Source organism: Paenibacillus sp. PDC88 (assembly GCF_900106725.1).
GTDB lineage: Bacteria > Bacillota > Bacilli > Paenibacillales > Paenibacillaceae > Paenibacillus > Paenibacillus shunpengii.
In genome coordinates this window covers 272,497-288,263 of record NZ_FNNT01000003.1, presented here as the reverse complement: position 1 = coordinate 288,263, position 15,767 = coordinate 272,497, and the positions used below count along the sequence as shown (strand labels likewise).

General features: G+C 49.0%; 13 protein-coding genes and 1 pseudogene. All 14 read left to right on the top strand.

What is annotated here, in order from left to right; all coding sequences use genetic code 11:
* The first annotated feature begins 32 nt into the window (after window positions 1-32).
* The 14 genes and pseudogenes from BLW49_RS11850 (at window position 33) to BLW49_RS11785 (ending at window position 15,621) form a co-directional block, all read left to right on the top strand.
* Window positions 33-2,264, top strand: coding sequence for an MMPL family transporter (locus BLW49_RS11850; protein WP_090724791.1), 2,232 nt, complete (start codon window positions 33-35; stop codon window positions 2,262-2,264).
* 177 nt (window positions 2,265-2,441) lie between these two features.
* Window positions 2,442-3,388: pseudogene (locus BLW49_RS11845) on the top strand (nucleoside hydrolase).
* 239 nt (window positions 3,389-3,627) lie between these two features.
* Window positions 3,628-4,350 carry a hypothetical protein gene (locus tag BLW49_RS11840; protein WP_076314388.1) on the top strand — a complete coding sequence of 241 codons (723 nt, stop codon included), beginning with the start codon at window positions 3,628-3,630 and terminating at the stop codon, window positions 4,348-4,350.
* 294 nt (window positions 4,351-4,644) lie between these two features.
* On the top strand, window positions 4,645-4,989 hold the full coding sequence (locus BLW49_RS11835; RefSeq protein ID WP_076314389.1) for a DUF2294 domain-containing protein: 345 nt from the start codon (window positions 4,645-4,647) through the stop codon (window positions 4,987-4,989).
* Window positions 4,990-5,214: 225 nt separating this feature from the next.
* Window positions 5,215-6,255 carry an ABC transporter substrate-binding protein gene (locus BLW49_RS11830; protein ID WP_076314390.1) on the top strand — a complete coding sequence of 347 codons (1,041 nt, stop codon included), beginning with the start codon at window positions 5,215-5,217 and terminating at the stop codon, window positions 6,253-6,255.
* Between the two features lie 11 nt (window positions 6,256-6,266).
* Window positions 6,267-7,208 carry a nucleoside hydrolase gene (locus tag BLW49_RS11825; protein ID WP_090724790.1) on the top strand — a complete coding sequence of 314 codons (942 nt, stop codon included), beginning with the start codon at window positions 6,267-6,269 and terminating at the stop codon, window positions 7,206-7,208.
* The gene (locus tag BLW49_RS11820) at window positions 7,209-8,030 is read left to right on the top strand and encodes an ABC transporter permease (RefSeq protein WP_090724789.1); all 822 of its coding nucleotides are present in this window, start codon (window positions 7,209-7,211) and stop codon (window positions 8,028-8,030) included. It abuts the gene before it with no gap.
* 5 nt (window positions 8,031-8,035) lie between these two features.
* Complete coding sequence (locus tag BLW49_RS11815) at window positions 8,036-8,824, top strand: ABC transporter permease (RefSeq protein ID WP_076314393.1); 789 nt, start codon at window positions 8,036-8,038, stop codon at window positions 8,822-8,824.
* A 21-nt stretch (window positions 8,825-8,845) separates the two neighbouring features.
* Window positions 8,846-9,907 carry an ABC transporter ATP-binding protein gene (locus BLW49_RS11810; RefSeq protein ID WP_076314394.1) on the top strand — a complete coding sequence of 354 codons (1,062 nt, stop codon included), beginning with the start codon at window positions 8,846-8,848 and terminating at the stop codon, window positions 9,905-9,907.
* Window positions 9,908-10,100: 193 nt separating this feature from the next.
* Complete coding sequence (locus BLW49_RS11805) at window positions 10,101-10,538, top strand: hypothetical protein (RefSeq protein ID WP_143042112.1); 438 nt, start codon at window positions 10,101-10,103, stop codon at window positions 10,536-10,538.
* A 116-nt stretch (window positions 10,539-10,654) separates the two neighbouring features.
* The gene (locus tag BLW49_RS11800) at window positions 10,655-12,361 is read left to right on the top strand and encodes an adenine deaminase (protein WP_090725082.1); all 1,707 of its coding nucleotides are present in this window, start codon (window positions 10,655-10,657) and stop codon (window positions 12,359-12,361) included.
* A gap of 286 nt (window positions 12,362-12,647) precedes the next feature.
* On the top strand, window positions 12,648-13,400 hold the full coding sequence (locus BLW49_RS11795; protein WP_090724786.1) for an HAD family hydrolase: 753 nt from the start codon (window positions 12,648-12,650) through the stop codon (window positions 13,398-13,400).
* 401 nt (window positions 13,401-13,801) lie between these two features.
* Window positions 13,802-14,281 (top strand): Dps family protein, encoded by a 480-nt coding sequence (locus BLW49_RS11790; protein WP_076314397.1) that lies wholly within the window; start codon window positions 13,802-13,804, stop codon window positions 14,279-14,281.
* Between the two features lie 173 nt (window positions 14,282-14,454).
* Window positions 14,455-15,621: a nitric oxide synthase oxygenase gene (locus tag BLW49_RS11785; protein ID WP_090724784.1), complete on the top strand. Its 1,167-nt coding sequence runs from the start codon at window positions 14,455-14,457 to the stop codon at window positions 15,619-15,621.
* Window positions 15,622-15,767: the final 146 nt, after the last annotated feature.

The following is a 15,767-nucleotide window of genomic DNA, read 5'->3' as shown; positions in this document are numbered from 1 at the left end:
AAAAAAGCAATCTACAAAAAGGAGAGACTATAATGCATGAATCCGGCCCGAATTATGGTAAATGGGTTGCAGGAAATCGAAGCAAGTGGATTACGCTCCTCGTATGGATCGTCCTCGCTCTCGTTCTTAACCTGACGCTGCCTGCCGTAGGAGAGCGTGAGAATAACAATGCGGAGAACCTTGCCGATGACAAGGCATCCGTACAGGCTGAGCGCCTTGCTGCTCAGGAATTCCCGAATAATACAGGTGTTCCGGCACTGATCGTGTGGCACCGGGAGGGTGGGCTGCAGGATGAGGATTTAACCAACCTTCAGCAGCTTACCGAAGAACTGACAAGCGAGCCTGTGGCTAATCAGAGCCAGGTTGTTCCGCTGCATGAGCTGCCGCCACCGGCACTGGATGCCCAGCTGTCTGAAGACCGCAGCACGATTATACTCCCTGTGTTCTTTGATGAAGCTGCGGATGCGGCTGCTCTGGAGGAAGGAATCAAACAGCTGGAGGTCAAAGCTGAGGAGTTATATGGCGAGAGTCCTTTTGAAGCTGATATCAATGGTGACGAGCTGAGTGCGCGTGTAACCGGACCCGTCGGCATCTCCATTGATGCTACCGGGTTGTTCGAGGATGCGGATGTATCCTTGCTCATCGCAACGGTTCTCATCGTACTGATTCTTCTGTTATTGATCTACCGATCTCCAATCTTGGCGATCATTCCGCTGATCGGTGTTGGATTTGCCTATTTGGTGATAAGTCCTTTGTTAGGAATGCTGGCTGACCAGGGCATTATAACCGTGGATTCTCAATCCGTTTCAATTATGTTGGTGCTCCTGTTTGGTGCAGGTACGGACTACTGCCTGTTTATCATTTCAAGATTTCGTCAGCTGTTATGGCAAGAATCCGATAAGAAGAAGGCTTTGTTCCGAGCGATTATGAATTCCTCGGGCGCGATCGCCATGAGCGGGCTGACCGTTGTTATTTCTCTGTTTTCGCTGCTTATCGCGGAATATGGGGCCTATCAGCGTTTCGCGGTTCCATTCAGTCTATCCATTCTGATCATGCTCATCGCCAGCCTGACGCTGATTCCTGCACTGCTTGCTATTTTTGGCCGTGTGTCTTTCTATCCATTCGTGCCAAGAACGCCTGAACTTGCTGCTGATCATGCGAAGAAGAAGGGTAAGCCGGCTCCCGCTCCACGTAAGCAGAAAGAGAGCAAAATCGGTAATATTGTCACAACACGTCCATGGACAGTTATCATATCGGCAGTAGTGCTGCTAAGTGTGTTCGCTGCCTTCGCACCGCAGGTGAAATATACTTACGATCTGTTATCATCCTTCCCGGAGGATGTACCTTCACGCGAAGGCTTCAAGATCATTGGAGAGCAATTCTCTGAAGGAGAGCTTGCTCCGGTCAAGATTATGGTGGATACGAAGGGAGAGGCTGTAGACCTTCCTGATCGTCTGGCCGAGCTTGACTATGTGAACGTTGTTTCTGAGCCGCAGCAAGGAGCAGAGAACAGCCAAATTGCAGGGTATGATGTAGAATTGACGATCAACCCGTATTCCATGGAAGCCATGCAGCACATTCCGGATCTCAGAGCAGAGGCCGAAGCGTCTCTTGCGGCAGCTGGCATTTCTAACCCGGAGAACAACGTCTGGATCAGTGGACAGACCGCTATGCAATATGATTCTGAGGTAACTAGTAATCGTGACTCCGACGTCATCATACCGGTTGTTATCGGATTGATCAGCTTGCTCCTGCTGTTCTACCTGCGTTCTATCGTTGCCACCATCTATTTGATGGCGACGGTTATTCTGTCGTACTTCTCGGCACTTGGCCTTGGCTGGATTATTATTCACTACGGTCTTGGTGCAGATGCGATTCAAGGAGCGATTCCGCTGTACGCCTTCGTCTTCCTTATCGCGCTTGGACAGGACTACAACATCTTTATGGTCTCAAGCATCTGGCAGAAGCGTAAGCAGATGCCGCTCAAACAGGCCATCAAGGAAGGGGTCGGAGAGACCAGCTCAGTCATTACTTCCGCTGGACTTATTCTGGCAGGGACCTTTGCTGTCTTGACAACATTGCCGATCCAGGTGCTTGTGCAGTTCGGTATCATTACAGCGATTGGTGTGATGCTGGATACCTTCATCGTAAGGCCATTGATTGTACCGTCTATAACTACGGTGCTGGGGAAATGGGCCTTCTGGCCAGGCAAGCTGACTCGTGAGGAAGAGTCCCAGAACGCAGTTAAGCAAAAACAAATGTAAAAAAATATATAATAAGGGGCATGTTAGCAGAAGTGTGAAGCTAACGTGCCCTTTTTGCATAGGGGCAGGTAGGAATATCAGATGAATGGTTGCAATTGCCTTAAGATAAGACTTAAGATGAATGAAGTTTAACCAGATATTTAAGCATCAGACTAGACAAGCAGGGGGATTTACAACATGACAAAGAAGGCAAAAGTATATCTTAACCATGACGGCGGTGTTGATGATCTTGTTTCACTATTTATGCTGCTGCAAATGGATAACGTAGAGGTAACGGGTGTATCTGTTATTCCGGCAGACGGTTATTTGGAACCGGCAACAGATGCAAGCCGCTAGATCGATTCAGCACCTATCCGGTGGAAGTGGCAAAATCGAATTCACGCGGTAAGAACCCTTTTCCAAGCGACTGGAGAATCCATTCTTACTTCGTAGATGCACTTCCTATTCTGAACGAGTCAGGCACCATGGAAGCCCCATTGTCGGAGCTGCCTGCACACAAACATATCATTGAGACACTGAACAATACAGAAGAGAAGACCGTGCTCCTCTTCACAGGTCCGCTAACCGATCTGTCACGTGCGCTTGAGGAAGCGCCGGAGATAGAAGAGAAGATTGAGCGTCTGGTCTGGATGGGCGGTACATTTGAGAACGGGAATGTTCAGGAGCCAGAGCATGATGGAACAGCGGAATGGAACGTGTACTGGGATCCGGAGGCCGCATACCAAATTTGGAAGACGGGCATTGAGATTGATCTTGTGGCACTTGAGAGCACAAATAAGGTTCCACTCACCCCTGCTGTGCGTAATCTGTGGGCAAAGGACCGTAATTACGAAGGTGTAGACTTCCTGGGTAACTGCTATGCCGGAGTGCCGCCGCTGGTATATAGCGAGACGAACTCCACCTATTATTTGTGGGATGTATTAACGACAGCGGCTGTGGGTAGAGAAGACCTGGTTACACGGAAAGTGGTTCATTGTTCTGTCATTCCAGAGGGTCCAAGTCAAGGACGTACCGTCATCGATCCGAACGGTAAGCCAGTAAATCTGGTATATGATACGGACCCGGATGCCTTCTTTGCCTATCTGGTAGAGCTTGCTAAGAAAGCAGCACCTAAGCGTTATTAATACCTGCTTTAGAGAATAAGAGTGCTGATGGTTCCCGAACTGGCTGTTCTTGGTCGGAATCATCAGCCCTTTTTTTTGTGCAAACCTAAGTCCTGGCCTCTCTATCATCTATGTTTTTACTCAAGGCACTGTTTTGGTAAAATGAAAGGATACGTCTTAAGCATCACAGCAGATTATGCACGGAGCTGATGACGGGAAGTCACCTTCAGGTGTTGACGAGAAAGGATATTTTACGAAAAATGAATGATAAGCTAGTTATATGTATTCCAGGTCAGTGGAAGGATCGGGACAAGCTGAAGCGTTCGGTTCAGAAGAAGAGTCGGGGCGAGTATGTGCTGGCTGAAGATTTGCTGATGGATACGAAGCACAATCGTGCGTTTGAGGTTCGATTCCAGGAGCATGACGCCAAGCTGTCAGAAGCCTTCTATTATTCGGAACGAGGCATGATGAATGAGAAGGCATTGCATAAATTGGACAAGCATACCCATGTGCTGCATCTGATGAGCTATATGGGCAGCCTGGATGCTGTACAAAAAATCGTGCCGGCCGTGCAGCTTCTGTTGAAGAGCGGCGGGCTCGCGGTGAAGATTGAGAATTCAGGCAAAGCCTATACATCTGAGGAATGGGACAAGCTGACAAGTGAAGCTAGAGTCGACCAGCTGCTGCATACCTTTGTCAGCTATCGGCAGAATGAACAATACTACTATTCCTGCGGGATGCAGATGTTTGGCCTTCCCGAAGCAGCGATCAGCATAGATACGGATCCGGATGCCTCTATGCAGGTCATGTCTCAATTCTTGTATGGCCTGCTGACGCAGACGGAAGAAGAGAGCAGCGCAGGCAAAGAATTCAAGATTTATGGTAGAACGTATGCGAGCCAGTATGAACCCGAATGTTTTAATGAAGAAGAACCTTATTTGTACAACCCAAGTGGCATGTACGTACTTACTGAGGTCGGCTAAAGATTCAGGAATAAGTAAATGAAAACCTTCCATTAGAGGCACACTACATTTATGGGCACTAACGGGAGGTTTTCTTGGTCATAGCAAGAACCTTATAAAGTAGGCATGGATAGCAGGAGTCCAGCGGTTCCGAATAAAATAAGCGAATGACCCTCGGCAATGTTCGTGTTTTAATAACCTTTTATGTAAAATATTCCTCATGTCTTGCTTGAATACGAATGATTATGTATAATCAAACCTGTGAGATGTCCGAATGTACGGTAGTATCTTTCGAATAGTAAAGGTGGTATCTGAATGCAGCTGGACACGAACGAGAACAAGAAGAAGATGTGCCAGATTTATAATGAAGTATCTAAGGAGCTATTCGGATTCGGCACGACCCTCCTGAAGGCTAGTGTTGACGATCGGATTGTTACCTTCTATGCGAAGCACCGCCGTTCACCTCGTTCGGCTGCTCTTGAAGGGGAAGCCCCTGAACTCAAGCAGGAAGTTGATTTTCGAATGTCTCTTCTATATAAGAAGATATTTCGGGACAAGCTTGAGGAGCAGATGAACCTTGAGATAGAAGCATTGCTGAGAGATTATGACGCTCCGACGCAGATTGCGATTACGACGCTGATCGTGCGCGAAGAGTCCTGACAATAGGGTGTGGATTGGGTCTACAACTCAATCAATTCCCATATATAACGGCAATCAACTTCGGATCAACTCTGGAGGAGAACCAGTGAATTTATAAGCGGGTGTCGCTATTTCTTTGTTTACGAAGAAAAGTGTTCTTGTACATTGACAAGGATGCTTTTCTTTTTTTTGTTTCATTTTGGGCCATATTACAAAAGACAAAAGATTCTGAGGGGGATATTTACAATGAAAAAGGTACTGACAGGAATTACGAGTGTTGCACTGGCTTCCATGCTGCTAGCAGGCTGCGGCGACGGCGGCGGAGCGGCAAAAGAAAAACTGGTCATATCGACTTGGGGCTTCTCGGAAGAATTCTTCAATGAGCAAGTGTACGCTCCGTTTGAAGAAGAGCATAACGTTGATATTGTCGTTGAGGTCGGTAACAACGCAGAACGTCTGAATAAAATCCGTCAGGGGACTTCACAAGTCGATATCGTGTTCCTGTCTGACTATTATGCACAGCAAGGGATTGCAGAAGGATTGTTTGAAACGATCGACCGTGCGAATATCCCGAACATCGAACAAATCTATGATTCTGCCAAAGCACCACTGGGTGAAGATTACGGTCCAGCCTATACTGTTGGGCAGCTGGGCATTGCTTATAATCCGAACCTGATCAAGAACGAAGTGACATCCTGGAGTGATCTGTGGAGTGATGAATTCGCCGGAAATCTAACATTGCCGAACATCACAGCAACAGCAGGCCCTATGGTGCTTGATGCAGCATCCACCGTAGCTGGCAATACCGCATTCAATGAAGACGCTGCTTTTGCCGAGCTGACTAAGTTGAAGGATGGTGTGGTGAAGTTCTACAGCCAAACCTCAGAGTATGTGAACATGTTCGCTCAAGAGGAAATTGCGGGCGGACCGATCATGGAAATGTACTTCAAGGATATCCAGGCTGCTGTGCCTGAAGCGAAGTTCGTAACACCTAGTGAAGGCGCGTATGCCGTAATGAATACAGTAAATGTCGTAAAAGGATCGAAAAATAAAGAGCTTGCAGAAGAGTTCATTAACTGGCAGCTTAGCGAGGAAGTGCAAACCGCTTCTGCTAAAGCTAAGGTGGATTCCCCGGTTAACGTGAACGTGAAGCTGACAGAGGAAGAAGCAGAGGGCATCACTTACGGCGCAGACGTGGTAGATCAGTTGAAGCTTCTGGACATGGAGTTCGTTAACAACAATGCAGCTGTATGGACAGACCGCTGGAACCGTGAAATTGCTAACTAAGGAGGAGTCTTATGAATCCGATTCTACTGGATGTAGATACAGGTATTGATGATGCACTCGCCATCATGCTGGCGGTTCAAACTCGCAAAGACGACATTGCGTGCATTACGACCGTATGCGGCAATGTGTCGCTGGATCAAGCTACAGAGAACACATGTAAAATACTTGAGTTCATGCAGGCCGATCAGATTCCTGTATATCGCGGCTCGGAGAGCCCCCTTATCCGCAAATCGCATTATGAGCACCGCGTGCACGGACAGGATGGTCTAGGCGGAGCACTCAAGGAGTTCACAGCCAAGAAGCAGGCAGACAGCGGATTTGCGCCCGACCGTATCATCGAGACTGTCATGGAGAGACCGGGGGAAGTGACGCTCATTATGACAGGGCCACTGACCAATCTCGCGCTTGCGCTGCTCAAGAAGCCGGATCTCGTCAAGCATGTCAAAGAAGTGATCTTCATGGGCGGCGTCGTGAAAGGGATGGGCAATGTTACGCCGGTTGCGGAGTACAACACGTATGCCGATCCCGAAGCGGCGCGTATCGTACTGCAAGCGGGGTTCCCTAAGCTCACTCAAGTAGGACTGGATGTGACGCGCAAGACGCTGCTGACGGAAGCTCATATTGAACGTCTCACCATTCCAGCGATCAAGGATTATGTCGCGCAGAGCACAGCGATTTACATCAAGCGCTATGAAGAAATGAATGGAGTGCGTGCTTGCGCTCTGCATGATCCGCTTGCAGTAGGAGTGGCGCTTAATCCAGACCTTGTAACAAGGAATGCGTATTATGTTGACGTAGAGACGGCGAGCCGCTTGTGCGACGGACAGATGGTCTGCGACTTCCAGAATCGACTGGGGCATGAAGCGAATGTACTGGTCTGTGAGGAAGTGAATCAGGCTGCTTTTCTGGAACAATTTATCGAAGCACTTAACAAACCCATTGGAGCCTCTTAAATGAAGAATAAATATGCTTATTACCTTCTCTTGCCGGGTTTCCTGTTTCTGACGCTGTTCATGGTGGTTCCGATCGTGCTGACGATCGGCTCTACCTTTGTGCAGGATGGGAGCCTGACACTTGCGGGGTACCAACACTTTTTACAAGACACTTATTTTCTGAAAATATTGTGGACTACGCTGCAGGTCAGTGTACTGACGACGGTGCTATGTATTTTGCTCGGATTTCCGACGGCCTACTATATTGCCAAGCGCAGTGCCCGTAAGAAAGCGATCCTGATTGCACTGGCGATCTTCCCGATGCTGACAAGCCCGGTCGTTCGTTCCTTCAGCTGGATGATCATTCTTGGCCGCAAGGGACTCGTCAACAACGCTTTGATGGGTATGGGTCTGATTAATGAGCCGCTCGACCTGCTCTATACACCGATCTCGATCACGATTGGTCTCTTGCATTTGTTCCTGCCGATTATGATTATTTCACTGGTGGGTGTGCTGGAGAATATCGATACCGATCTGATCAAGGCAGCGGAGAGCCTTGGCGCTTCCCGGTTTACAGCCTTCAGACGCATCGTGTTCCCGCTGGCAGTTCCGGGCCTTGTGCTGGGTTCGACGCTTGTGTTCGTCGGCAGCTTGACGGCCTATACGACACCTGCGCTGCTTGGAGGTAAAGAACGGGTCATATCCACGTTCCTGTATCAGAATGCAATGACGCTGAATGATTGGTTCCTCGCGTCGGTTATCGCAACGATTATGATCGTCATTACGTTTATTGTCGTCGGTCTGATGAACAAGGCGGCGAACAAATTAAATCCGAAGGGGTAAACAACATGCGGGAGAAAAATATCGGGCTCAGCCTGATCAGTCTTGTGGTCTTCATCTTTCTGCTGGGCCCGCTTCTGATTATCGCTGCCAGTTCATTTGAGCCGGGGACGGTGCTGAAATTTCCGCCGGAGGGCTTTTCCCTCAGGTGGTATCAAAATATTTTTGAGCAAGGAAGCTTTGTACGAACCTTCATGATTTCGGTTATCATTTCGCTGGCGGGCAATGTGCTCGCACTGCTTATCGGCGTACCGGCCGCTTATGCAATCAGCCGGTTTCGGTTTAAAGGCCGGGATGCGCTGAATGCCATCTTCCTATCGCCGGTGCTTATACCGGGAATTGTACTTGGTTTTACACTCATGCGTTATTTGATCGTCGTGTATCAGCTTCCGCTGTATGCGGGACTGCTGATTGGTCATACGGTGATCATGCTGCCGTTTATTATTCGGGTGATCGGCTCCAGTCTGTCGAACTTCGATTTTGCAATCGAAGAGGCGGCACTGAGCCTGGGTGCAGGACGGGTTGCGACCTTCTTCAAGGTCGTTCTGCCGAACATTAAATCCGGTATTATTGCCGCGATTCTGATCGCCTTTTTGGAATCATTCAATAACGTTGACATTTCCGTCTTTATGACCGGCCCAGGGGTAAGCACCCTGCCGATCCAGATGCTCACATATGTAGAGAATTATTTTGACCCGACGATCGCGGCGATATCCGTGCTGCTGATGGTTGTTACCGGCGCATTTATGTTCTTGATTGAACGGATGATGGGTCTGTCCTATTTCACGAAACGCTAATGACAGGAGGCACTTCAGATTATGGCATTGCTAACTTTAGACAAAGTCTCAGTGGCCTATGACAACAATTATATACTCAAGGATTTTGATCTGGCGCTTGAAAAAGGACAGCTCATCTCCCTGCTCGGCCCGAGCGGCTGCGGCAAAACGACAACACTGCGTCTGATCGCAGGCTTCTTGGAAGCCAAAGATGGCAAGTTTACATTTGACGGTAAGGATTACACACGGGTGCCGGTGAATAAGCGTAACTTTGGCTTTGTGTTTCAGAGCTATGCATTGTTCCCGCATTTGTCGGTGTATGAGAACGTAGCATTTGGACTGAAAATGCGGAAGGTCAAGGATGACGAGATCAAGAAACGTGTGATGCGTATTCTTGAGGTGGTCAGCCTGGCGGGATTTGAGAAAAGACTGCCGCAGGAGCTGTCGGGCGGTCAGCGCCAGCGGGTGGCGATTGCCCGTGCGCTCGTGATCGAGCCGGATCTGCTCTTGTTCGATGAGCCGCTGAGTAACCTCGATGCGAATCTGCGGGTAAATATGCGTGTGGAGATCCGGCGTATTCAGCAGGAGCTGGGGATTACGACAGTATATGTATCGCATGACCAGGAGGAGTGCTTCTCGATCTCCGACCGAGTGGCGATTATGAATAAGGGGAATGTGGAGCAGCTGGAGCGTCCGGAGACGATCTTTAAATATCCAGCGACCGAGTTCGTTGCACGGTTCATCGGCTTCCATAACTTTGTCGAGTTTGATGAGCGGAGCGAGCAGGATGGAGTGATTGCACTGCGTGTCGGCGCCCGTCAGTTTACCGCAACGAAGAACCCAGGCACACTTACGCCGGGAGCGCGCAAAGGAGCAATCCGCCCGGATGATCTGATCGTGACTGCGGCAGATGGGGGAGAATTGCCTGCGAATGCACTGCCGGGTGTGGTGAAGGTGAGCACGTACCTTGGACGCAGCTACCAGTATGTCGTGGAGACCGAGCTGGGCGACTTTACCGCGAACCAGGAAATGGAGAGCGCGTACCTGAGCGGCCAGCGAGTGAACCTGATCTTCCCACCGGAGAAGCTTGTGCTAGTGCAGTGATATTTTGAGTTTGGTTTAGCCTATTTTTATCTTTTGTTTTTGTCTCTTGTCTCTTGCCTTTCGTCTTTGTGTCAGTCGCATGACGAAGGAATGCCGCTGACACGCCGGAGGAAGCGGAGCCCGAAGGCACTCTGTTCTTGCACTTTTGGGACAGTCGAGCGAAGCTTCGCTGGCCCTCGCCGGAGCGGACGAAGTGCGGAGGCAAAAGAGATCTTTCCCGCGCTTGGGGGACAGAGAGCGAAGCTTCGCTGGCCCTCGCCGAAGCGGACGAAGTGCGGAGGCAAAAGAGATCTTTCCCGCGCTTGGGGGACAGAGAGCGAAGCTTCGCTGGCCCCGCCGGAGCAGACGAAGTGCGGAGGCAAAAGAGATCTTTAGCGCACTTTGGGACAGTCGAGCGAAGCTTCGCTGGCCCTCGCCGGAGCGGACGAAGTGCGGAGGCAAAGGAGATCTTCCCGCGCTTGGGGGACAGAGAGCGAAGCTTCACTGGCCCCCGCCGAGCAGACGAAGTGCGAAGGCTAAGCGCCTCTACGCACAAGAGCCATGCGGGCAAAGCAGCCTGACGGAAATATTCGTCAGGCAAGCTCGCATCGCGGCTCCACGCTCCATCGTAACCATAGCAAGTTTGAACTAAACTAACGAACCGCCAATTCCGGGTGTCCAGAGGGCAGAGTCCTCTGGGGCCCTCCCTGTCAGGGAGGGTTTGGGAGGGTGACCTTCCGGAGGGTGATTGTAAAAGGGGTTCCTGACGTGAGAATAGATCAATTAATCTTGAATGTAAAAATTTACAATAGTTACTATAAAGTGTTTGAAGAGGGCAGTGTGGCTGTATGCGACGGACGGTTCTTATATATCGGACCGCGCGGGGAAAAAATGTTCACAGCTAGCGAAATTGTGGATGGCCGCGGCCATTACATGATTCCTGGACTGATTGATATCCATCTTCACATCGAGAGCACGATGGTGACACCAGCGACGTTCTCCTACGGACTGCTGCGCTGCGGGGTCACGACGATTGTACCTGAGCCGCATGAGATGGCAAATGTATTCGGCATTGAGGGTGTGCAGGAGATGATGGAAGCGAGCAAGGAATGCGCGGTCGATATGTTCTATGCGATTCCGAGCTCGGTTCCGGCTACACCGATGGAAACAACAGGCGGCAGCATTGAGATCGAGGACATGGACAAGCTGATGGCAACAGGCGAGATTATTTGCCTTGGCGAAATCATGAACTATGTTGATGTCATTAACAAGCCGGACAGCAAGACAAACCGTATTTTGAAGCATATGAAGAAGAACTATCCCAAGCTCGTCATTGAAGGCCATACACCGAAGCTGATGGGACTTGATCTGCATCGTATGATCTATGCGGGTGTAGATTCTGACCATACACACCAGAGTATTGAAGGGATGAAAGCCCGTATTGCCGCAGGGATGTTCATTGAGCTGCAAGAGAAGTCGATGACCCAGGAAGTGATGGATTATGTAATTCATCATCCGGTATCCTCTCATTTCTGCTTTGTCACAGATGATGTGATGCCAGATTCCTTCGTGGAAAAAGGACATCTCGATCATATCGTGCGCAAGGCGATTCGGATGGGGATGAAGCCGGAGGATGCCATTTTTGCGGCGACCTATACGCCTGCGAAGCGGATGAAGATGGATGATCGGGGGAGTATCTCACCAGGCAAGATTGCCGATTTTATCCTTGTATCTGATCTGTATCAGTTTGATGTGAGGCAGGTATACAAAAGCGGCAAGAAAGTATTCGATCTGTACGAGAATGATGTGCAGAAGAGTGAGACCGGGGCGTTCCCTGCTCATTTTTACAGCAGTGTGAAGCTTGCGCCTCTAAGCCTGGAAGACCTGACAGTGAAGGTGGATGTACCGGATGGTCCTCATCAAGCACGGGCCATGATGGTTAAGAATGGTTCGACCTTCACTCAGGAAGCGCATGTCGATGTGACTGTTCAAGACGGCGTGCTGCAATGGGAAGATACAGGCTATGGTCTGATTGCTACGTTCGAGCGCTACGAGAAGAACGGAAATCATGCATTTGGACTCATTGGAGGCGATACGATCAAGCGCGGAGCCATCGCGACGACGTATTCCCATGACAATCACAATCTGCTGATCGTCGGAGCCAACCCGGAGGACATGCTGCTCGCAGCGAACACGGTAATCGAAAGCCAAGGCGGTTTCTGTGTGGTAGAGAATGGAGAAATCCTGTCTCATGTGGAGCTTCCGGTAGGTGGAATCCTGACGGAGGAGCCGCTTCATATTGTGGCACATCAGGTGAAGGAGCTGCGTGAAGCGATGCTGTCGCTCGGGTATGTGCACTATAATCCGATTATGTCGCTCAGCACGCATTCACTCGCCGTCAGCCCAGCGTTAAAAATTACGGATCACGGACTAATTGATGTAAACGAGGGTAAGATTGTTTCTTTAATCGTTTAAGCGCTGATCGGATTAGTCGTTAGCATTGTCGTTGCTATAGTGAACCGAGACAAAAAGAAATAGACCGCCCTTTGTGAGTGAGGATCACGGTCTATTTCTTGAACTTGCGCCCACTGCCGACCGCTCTTACAGCGGTATGTTGTGCAGGGAGTCGTGTGTAGGAGCACGGCTCCCTTTTTCTATTCTTATCTTAACTTAACTTATCCATATTTAGACTTCAACAAACAAAAACACCTCTGTTAAGATAAACTAGTAAAAAAATATGGATCTGGAGGGACAAGCTCAGATGGAACACATCTGCACCGCAGCAGAAGCAAGCCCAGCAGCCAAAGCTGTATTTTTTGATGTGGATGATACTTTGTATGATCATCTTACTCCACTGCGAGAGGCTTTAATACAGAGGCTTCATTTGCCGGAGACACTGCCGTACGAGGAGATCTACCACCGATTCAGGTACTACAGCGACCTGTTATCGGCGGAAAAGAACCTATCCGCCGTCCCTACGCCAGAGGATATGGCAGACATGCGCAGACGCCGGTTTATGCTCGCCCTGGCCGAATTTGGAGAATTCATCAACGAGGAGCAGGCAGAGGCAGCGCAAGCGGCGTATCTCGATATGCAGTTTCAGATTAAGCCATTTCCGGGAGCTGTTAAGCTGATTCAGCAATTAAAGAACCATGGAATTCGGGTGGGTCTAATTACGAATGGGCCAGAAGAGCATCAGCTGGCGAAGATCAAGGCACTTCAAATGGAAAGGTATGTGGATCAGCAGCTATTCTTCGTCTCAGGCGGAGTAGGGTATGCGAAGCCGGATGCGCGGCTGTTCCAGCATGTGAACAACGTTACAGGAACGTTGCCCGAGAACTGTTATTATGTAGGCGATTCATGGAGAAATGACGTCGTCGGTGCGATTGCTGCAGGCTGGACGGTACTATGGTTCAATCACCGGAGAGCAGAACCCGAGTCAGATCATAAGCCGCACTTTATTGCTGATAACTATGAGCAGCTCGGAAATATGCTGAAGAAACAGCTGTACTAATAGAATGAAACTGAAATGGCAGATATGTATAAACATCGGGGCTTTCGCTAAAGAGTAGAGCGGGAGTGTCCGATGTTTTTAGTATAGCGGCAGCGCAACAAGAAAAAAATAATTCTAAAATTACACGAATCAATTTCATATATCATTAAAAAGGTAGAATTGAAACTATATATACTCTTGATTGAAGCAGCTAAAGTTATTATGAAATTGATTTACATAAATTATTTTCAATAAACACTTCCTTTTTCTAGAGAACATGTTATAATGATATCAGGATTTAGATTAAGTCTAAATTGAAATATAAAGTGAAATATAAAGTGATCACGAACATCGCAATAAAAAATTAGCAATGAAATAACTTACTTAGTAAATTTAATTCTAATTTAAAGGAGATAACGAATATGACAACAACTCAAACAAACCAAGCGAACCAAGTGAAAGATGAGCAATTTCTGCACAGCTCCCTGAACCGCCAAATTGCTGGCTGGTCCGTGCTCTATACGAAGCTTCACAATTTCCACTGGTATGTCAAAGGACCTCATTTCTTCAAACTGCATGAGAAATTCGAAGAGTTCTATAACGAAGCAGCAGAGAACCTTGATGTTGTAGCTGAGAGACTGCTGGCCATTGGCGGACGTCCAGCAGCTACGATTTCTGAGCACTTGAGCCTTTCTCCTGTTGAAGAAGCAGCACAAGGCTTGAGCGCGGAACAAATGGTTCAAGCGATCGTAGAAGACTATACTACAATGGTCGAAGCCATGGCAGAAGCGCAGGAAGCAGCGGAGAATCTTGATGACCAAGTGACCGCAGATATGCTGATTGGCATGCAGGCATCCCTGCAAAAGCAAGTTTGGATGCTGAACGCTTTCTTGGGTAAATAAGCAGGATCCTGCTCAATAAATAGACACATGAAAGTGTCCAACTGATGAACTTCCTCTTGCTCTTGTAGTTTCATGGATACCAGATGGGTATAATGGAACTAATTCAAAAGTCACGCTTGCCATTGAAGTGTTAGATGGTAAGATGACGGTAGAACGAGAGGTCGGCAGGTCGGATGACGAACAAGACTGCACTTATTAAAGAAGCGGAAGCTTTTATATATACAAGCTATGAAGAGCTGGGTCTGAGCCGTGATACGGCAGAGACCCGGCTTATTCGTATTCGAGAGGATATCGAAATAACAGGCACCTATGAGCATACGACACAGGAGCTGGAGTATGGAATCAAGCTGGCTTGGCGCAACAGCAACCGCTGTATTGGTCGGCTGTTCTGGGAGTCGCTTCGCCTTGTGGATGCACGTGATGCCACCACGGCCGAAGAAGTGGCTGAGCTGTTATTTTCCCACATCCGACAGGCAACAAACGGAGGCAAGGTGATTCCTATGCTCACCGCCTTCAAGCCGATGAATGCAGCTGGGGAGGCTCCGATTAGAATATGGAATCACCAGCTTATTCGATATGCTGGCTACGAGACAGAGCAAGGTATAATCGGCGATCCTGCTTCGGTGCAGCTGACCCAAGAGGCGCAGCGTCTCGGCTGGGAAGGAGAAGGAACTGCCCATGATGTGCTCCCGCTGATCATCGAGATCCATGGTGAGATGCCGAAGCTCTTCCCGATTCCGAAGGAGCTGGTGCTGGAAGTGCCGATCAGTCATCCGGAATATTCTGCGATCGCAGAACTCGGCATGAAATGGTATGCGGTTCCGATGATTTCGGATATGCGGCTGGAGATAGGAGGCATTCATTACCCGGCAGCTCCGTTTAACGGCTGGTATATGGGAACAGAGATCGGTGCACGAAATCTGGCAGATACGTTCCGTTATGACATGCTGCCACAGGTAGCGAAGCTAATGGGGCTGGATACCTCCTCTGAACGAACACTCTGGAGGGACAAGGCTCTTGTCGAGCTGAATCTGGCGGTGCTGTATTCGTATAGAGAAGCTGGAGTCAGCATAGTAGATCATCATACGGCAGCGAATCAATTTGCGAGGTTTGAAGAACGGGAAGCAAATGCAGGACGGCATGTTACAGGTGACTGGACCTGGCTTATCCCGCCAGTCTCGCCAGCGACAACGCATATCTTTCATAAATCCTATGACAACACGACGCTTAAGCCGAATTTCTTCTATCAACAGGCCCCTTATCCTGCAGATCGGGAAGTGGCAGACGATACAACACAACGGCAAGAGACTGTTTCTTCAGTAAAATGCCCTTTTCACTAGAACGGGCTCATTCTCATCATTCATTTGAACCGTCAGGTTTATCCTGGCGGTTTTTTGTGTGCTCATCGTAAGGTGCGAAGGAAGCATGTCATTCATCGGCCTGTTTCGGAATAGATATAGTGGTAAGCTCTCGAATCACCTTACAC

Bases quoted from the DNA above. Each gene is read 5' to 3' on its own strand.
- BLW49_RS11850 (WP_090724791.1), top strand. From the start codon at position 33: ATGCATGAATCCGGCCCGAATTATGGTAAATGGGTTGCAGGAAATCGA.
- BLW49_RS11840 (WP_076314388.1), top strand. From the start codon at position 3,628: ATGAATGATAAGCTAGTTATATGTATTCCAGGTCAGTGGAAGGATCGG.
- BLW49_RS11835 (WP_076314389.1), top strand. From the start codon at position 4,645: ATGCAGCTGGACACGAACGAGAACAAGAAGAAGATGTGCCAGATTTAT.
- BLW49_RS11830 (WP_076314390.1), top strand. From the start codon at position 5,215: ATGAAAAAGGTACTGACAGGAATTACGAGTGTTGCACTGGCTTCCATG.
- BLW49_RS11825 (WP_090724790.1), top strand. From the start codon at position 6,267: ATGAATCCGATTCTACTGGATGTAGATACAGGTATTGATGATGCACTC.
- BLW49_RS11820 (WP_090724789.1), top strand. From the start codon at position 7,209: ATGAAGAATAAATATGCTTATTACCTTCTCTTGCCGGGTTTCCTGTTT.
- BLW49_RS11815 (WP_076314393.1), top strand. From the start codon at position 8,036: ATGCGGGAGAAAAATATCGGGCTCAGCCTGATCAGTCTTGTGGTCTTC.
- BLW49_RS11810 (WP_076314394.1), top strand. From the start codon at position 8,846: ATGGCATTGCTAACTTTAGACAAAGTCTCAGTGGCCTATGACAACAAT.
- BLW49_RS11795 (WP_090724786.1), top strand. From the start codon at position 12,648: ATGGAACACATCTGCACCGCAGCAGAAGCAAGCCCAGCAGCCAAAGCT.
- BLW49_RS11790 (WP_076314397.1), top strand. From the start codon at position 13,802: ATGACAACAACTCAAACAAACCAAGCGAACCAAGTGAAAGATGAGCAA.
- BLW49_RS11785 (WP_090724784.1), top strand. From the start codon at position 14,455: ATGACGAACAAGACTGCACTTATTAAAGAAGCGGAAGCTTTTATATAT.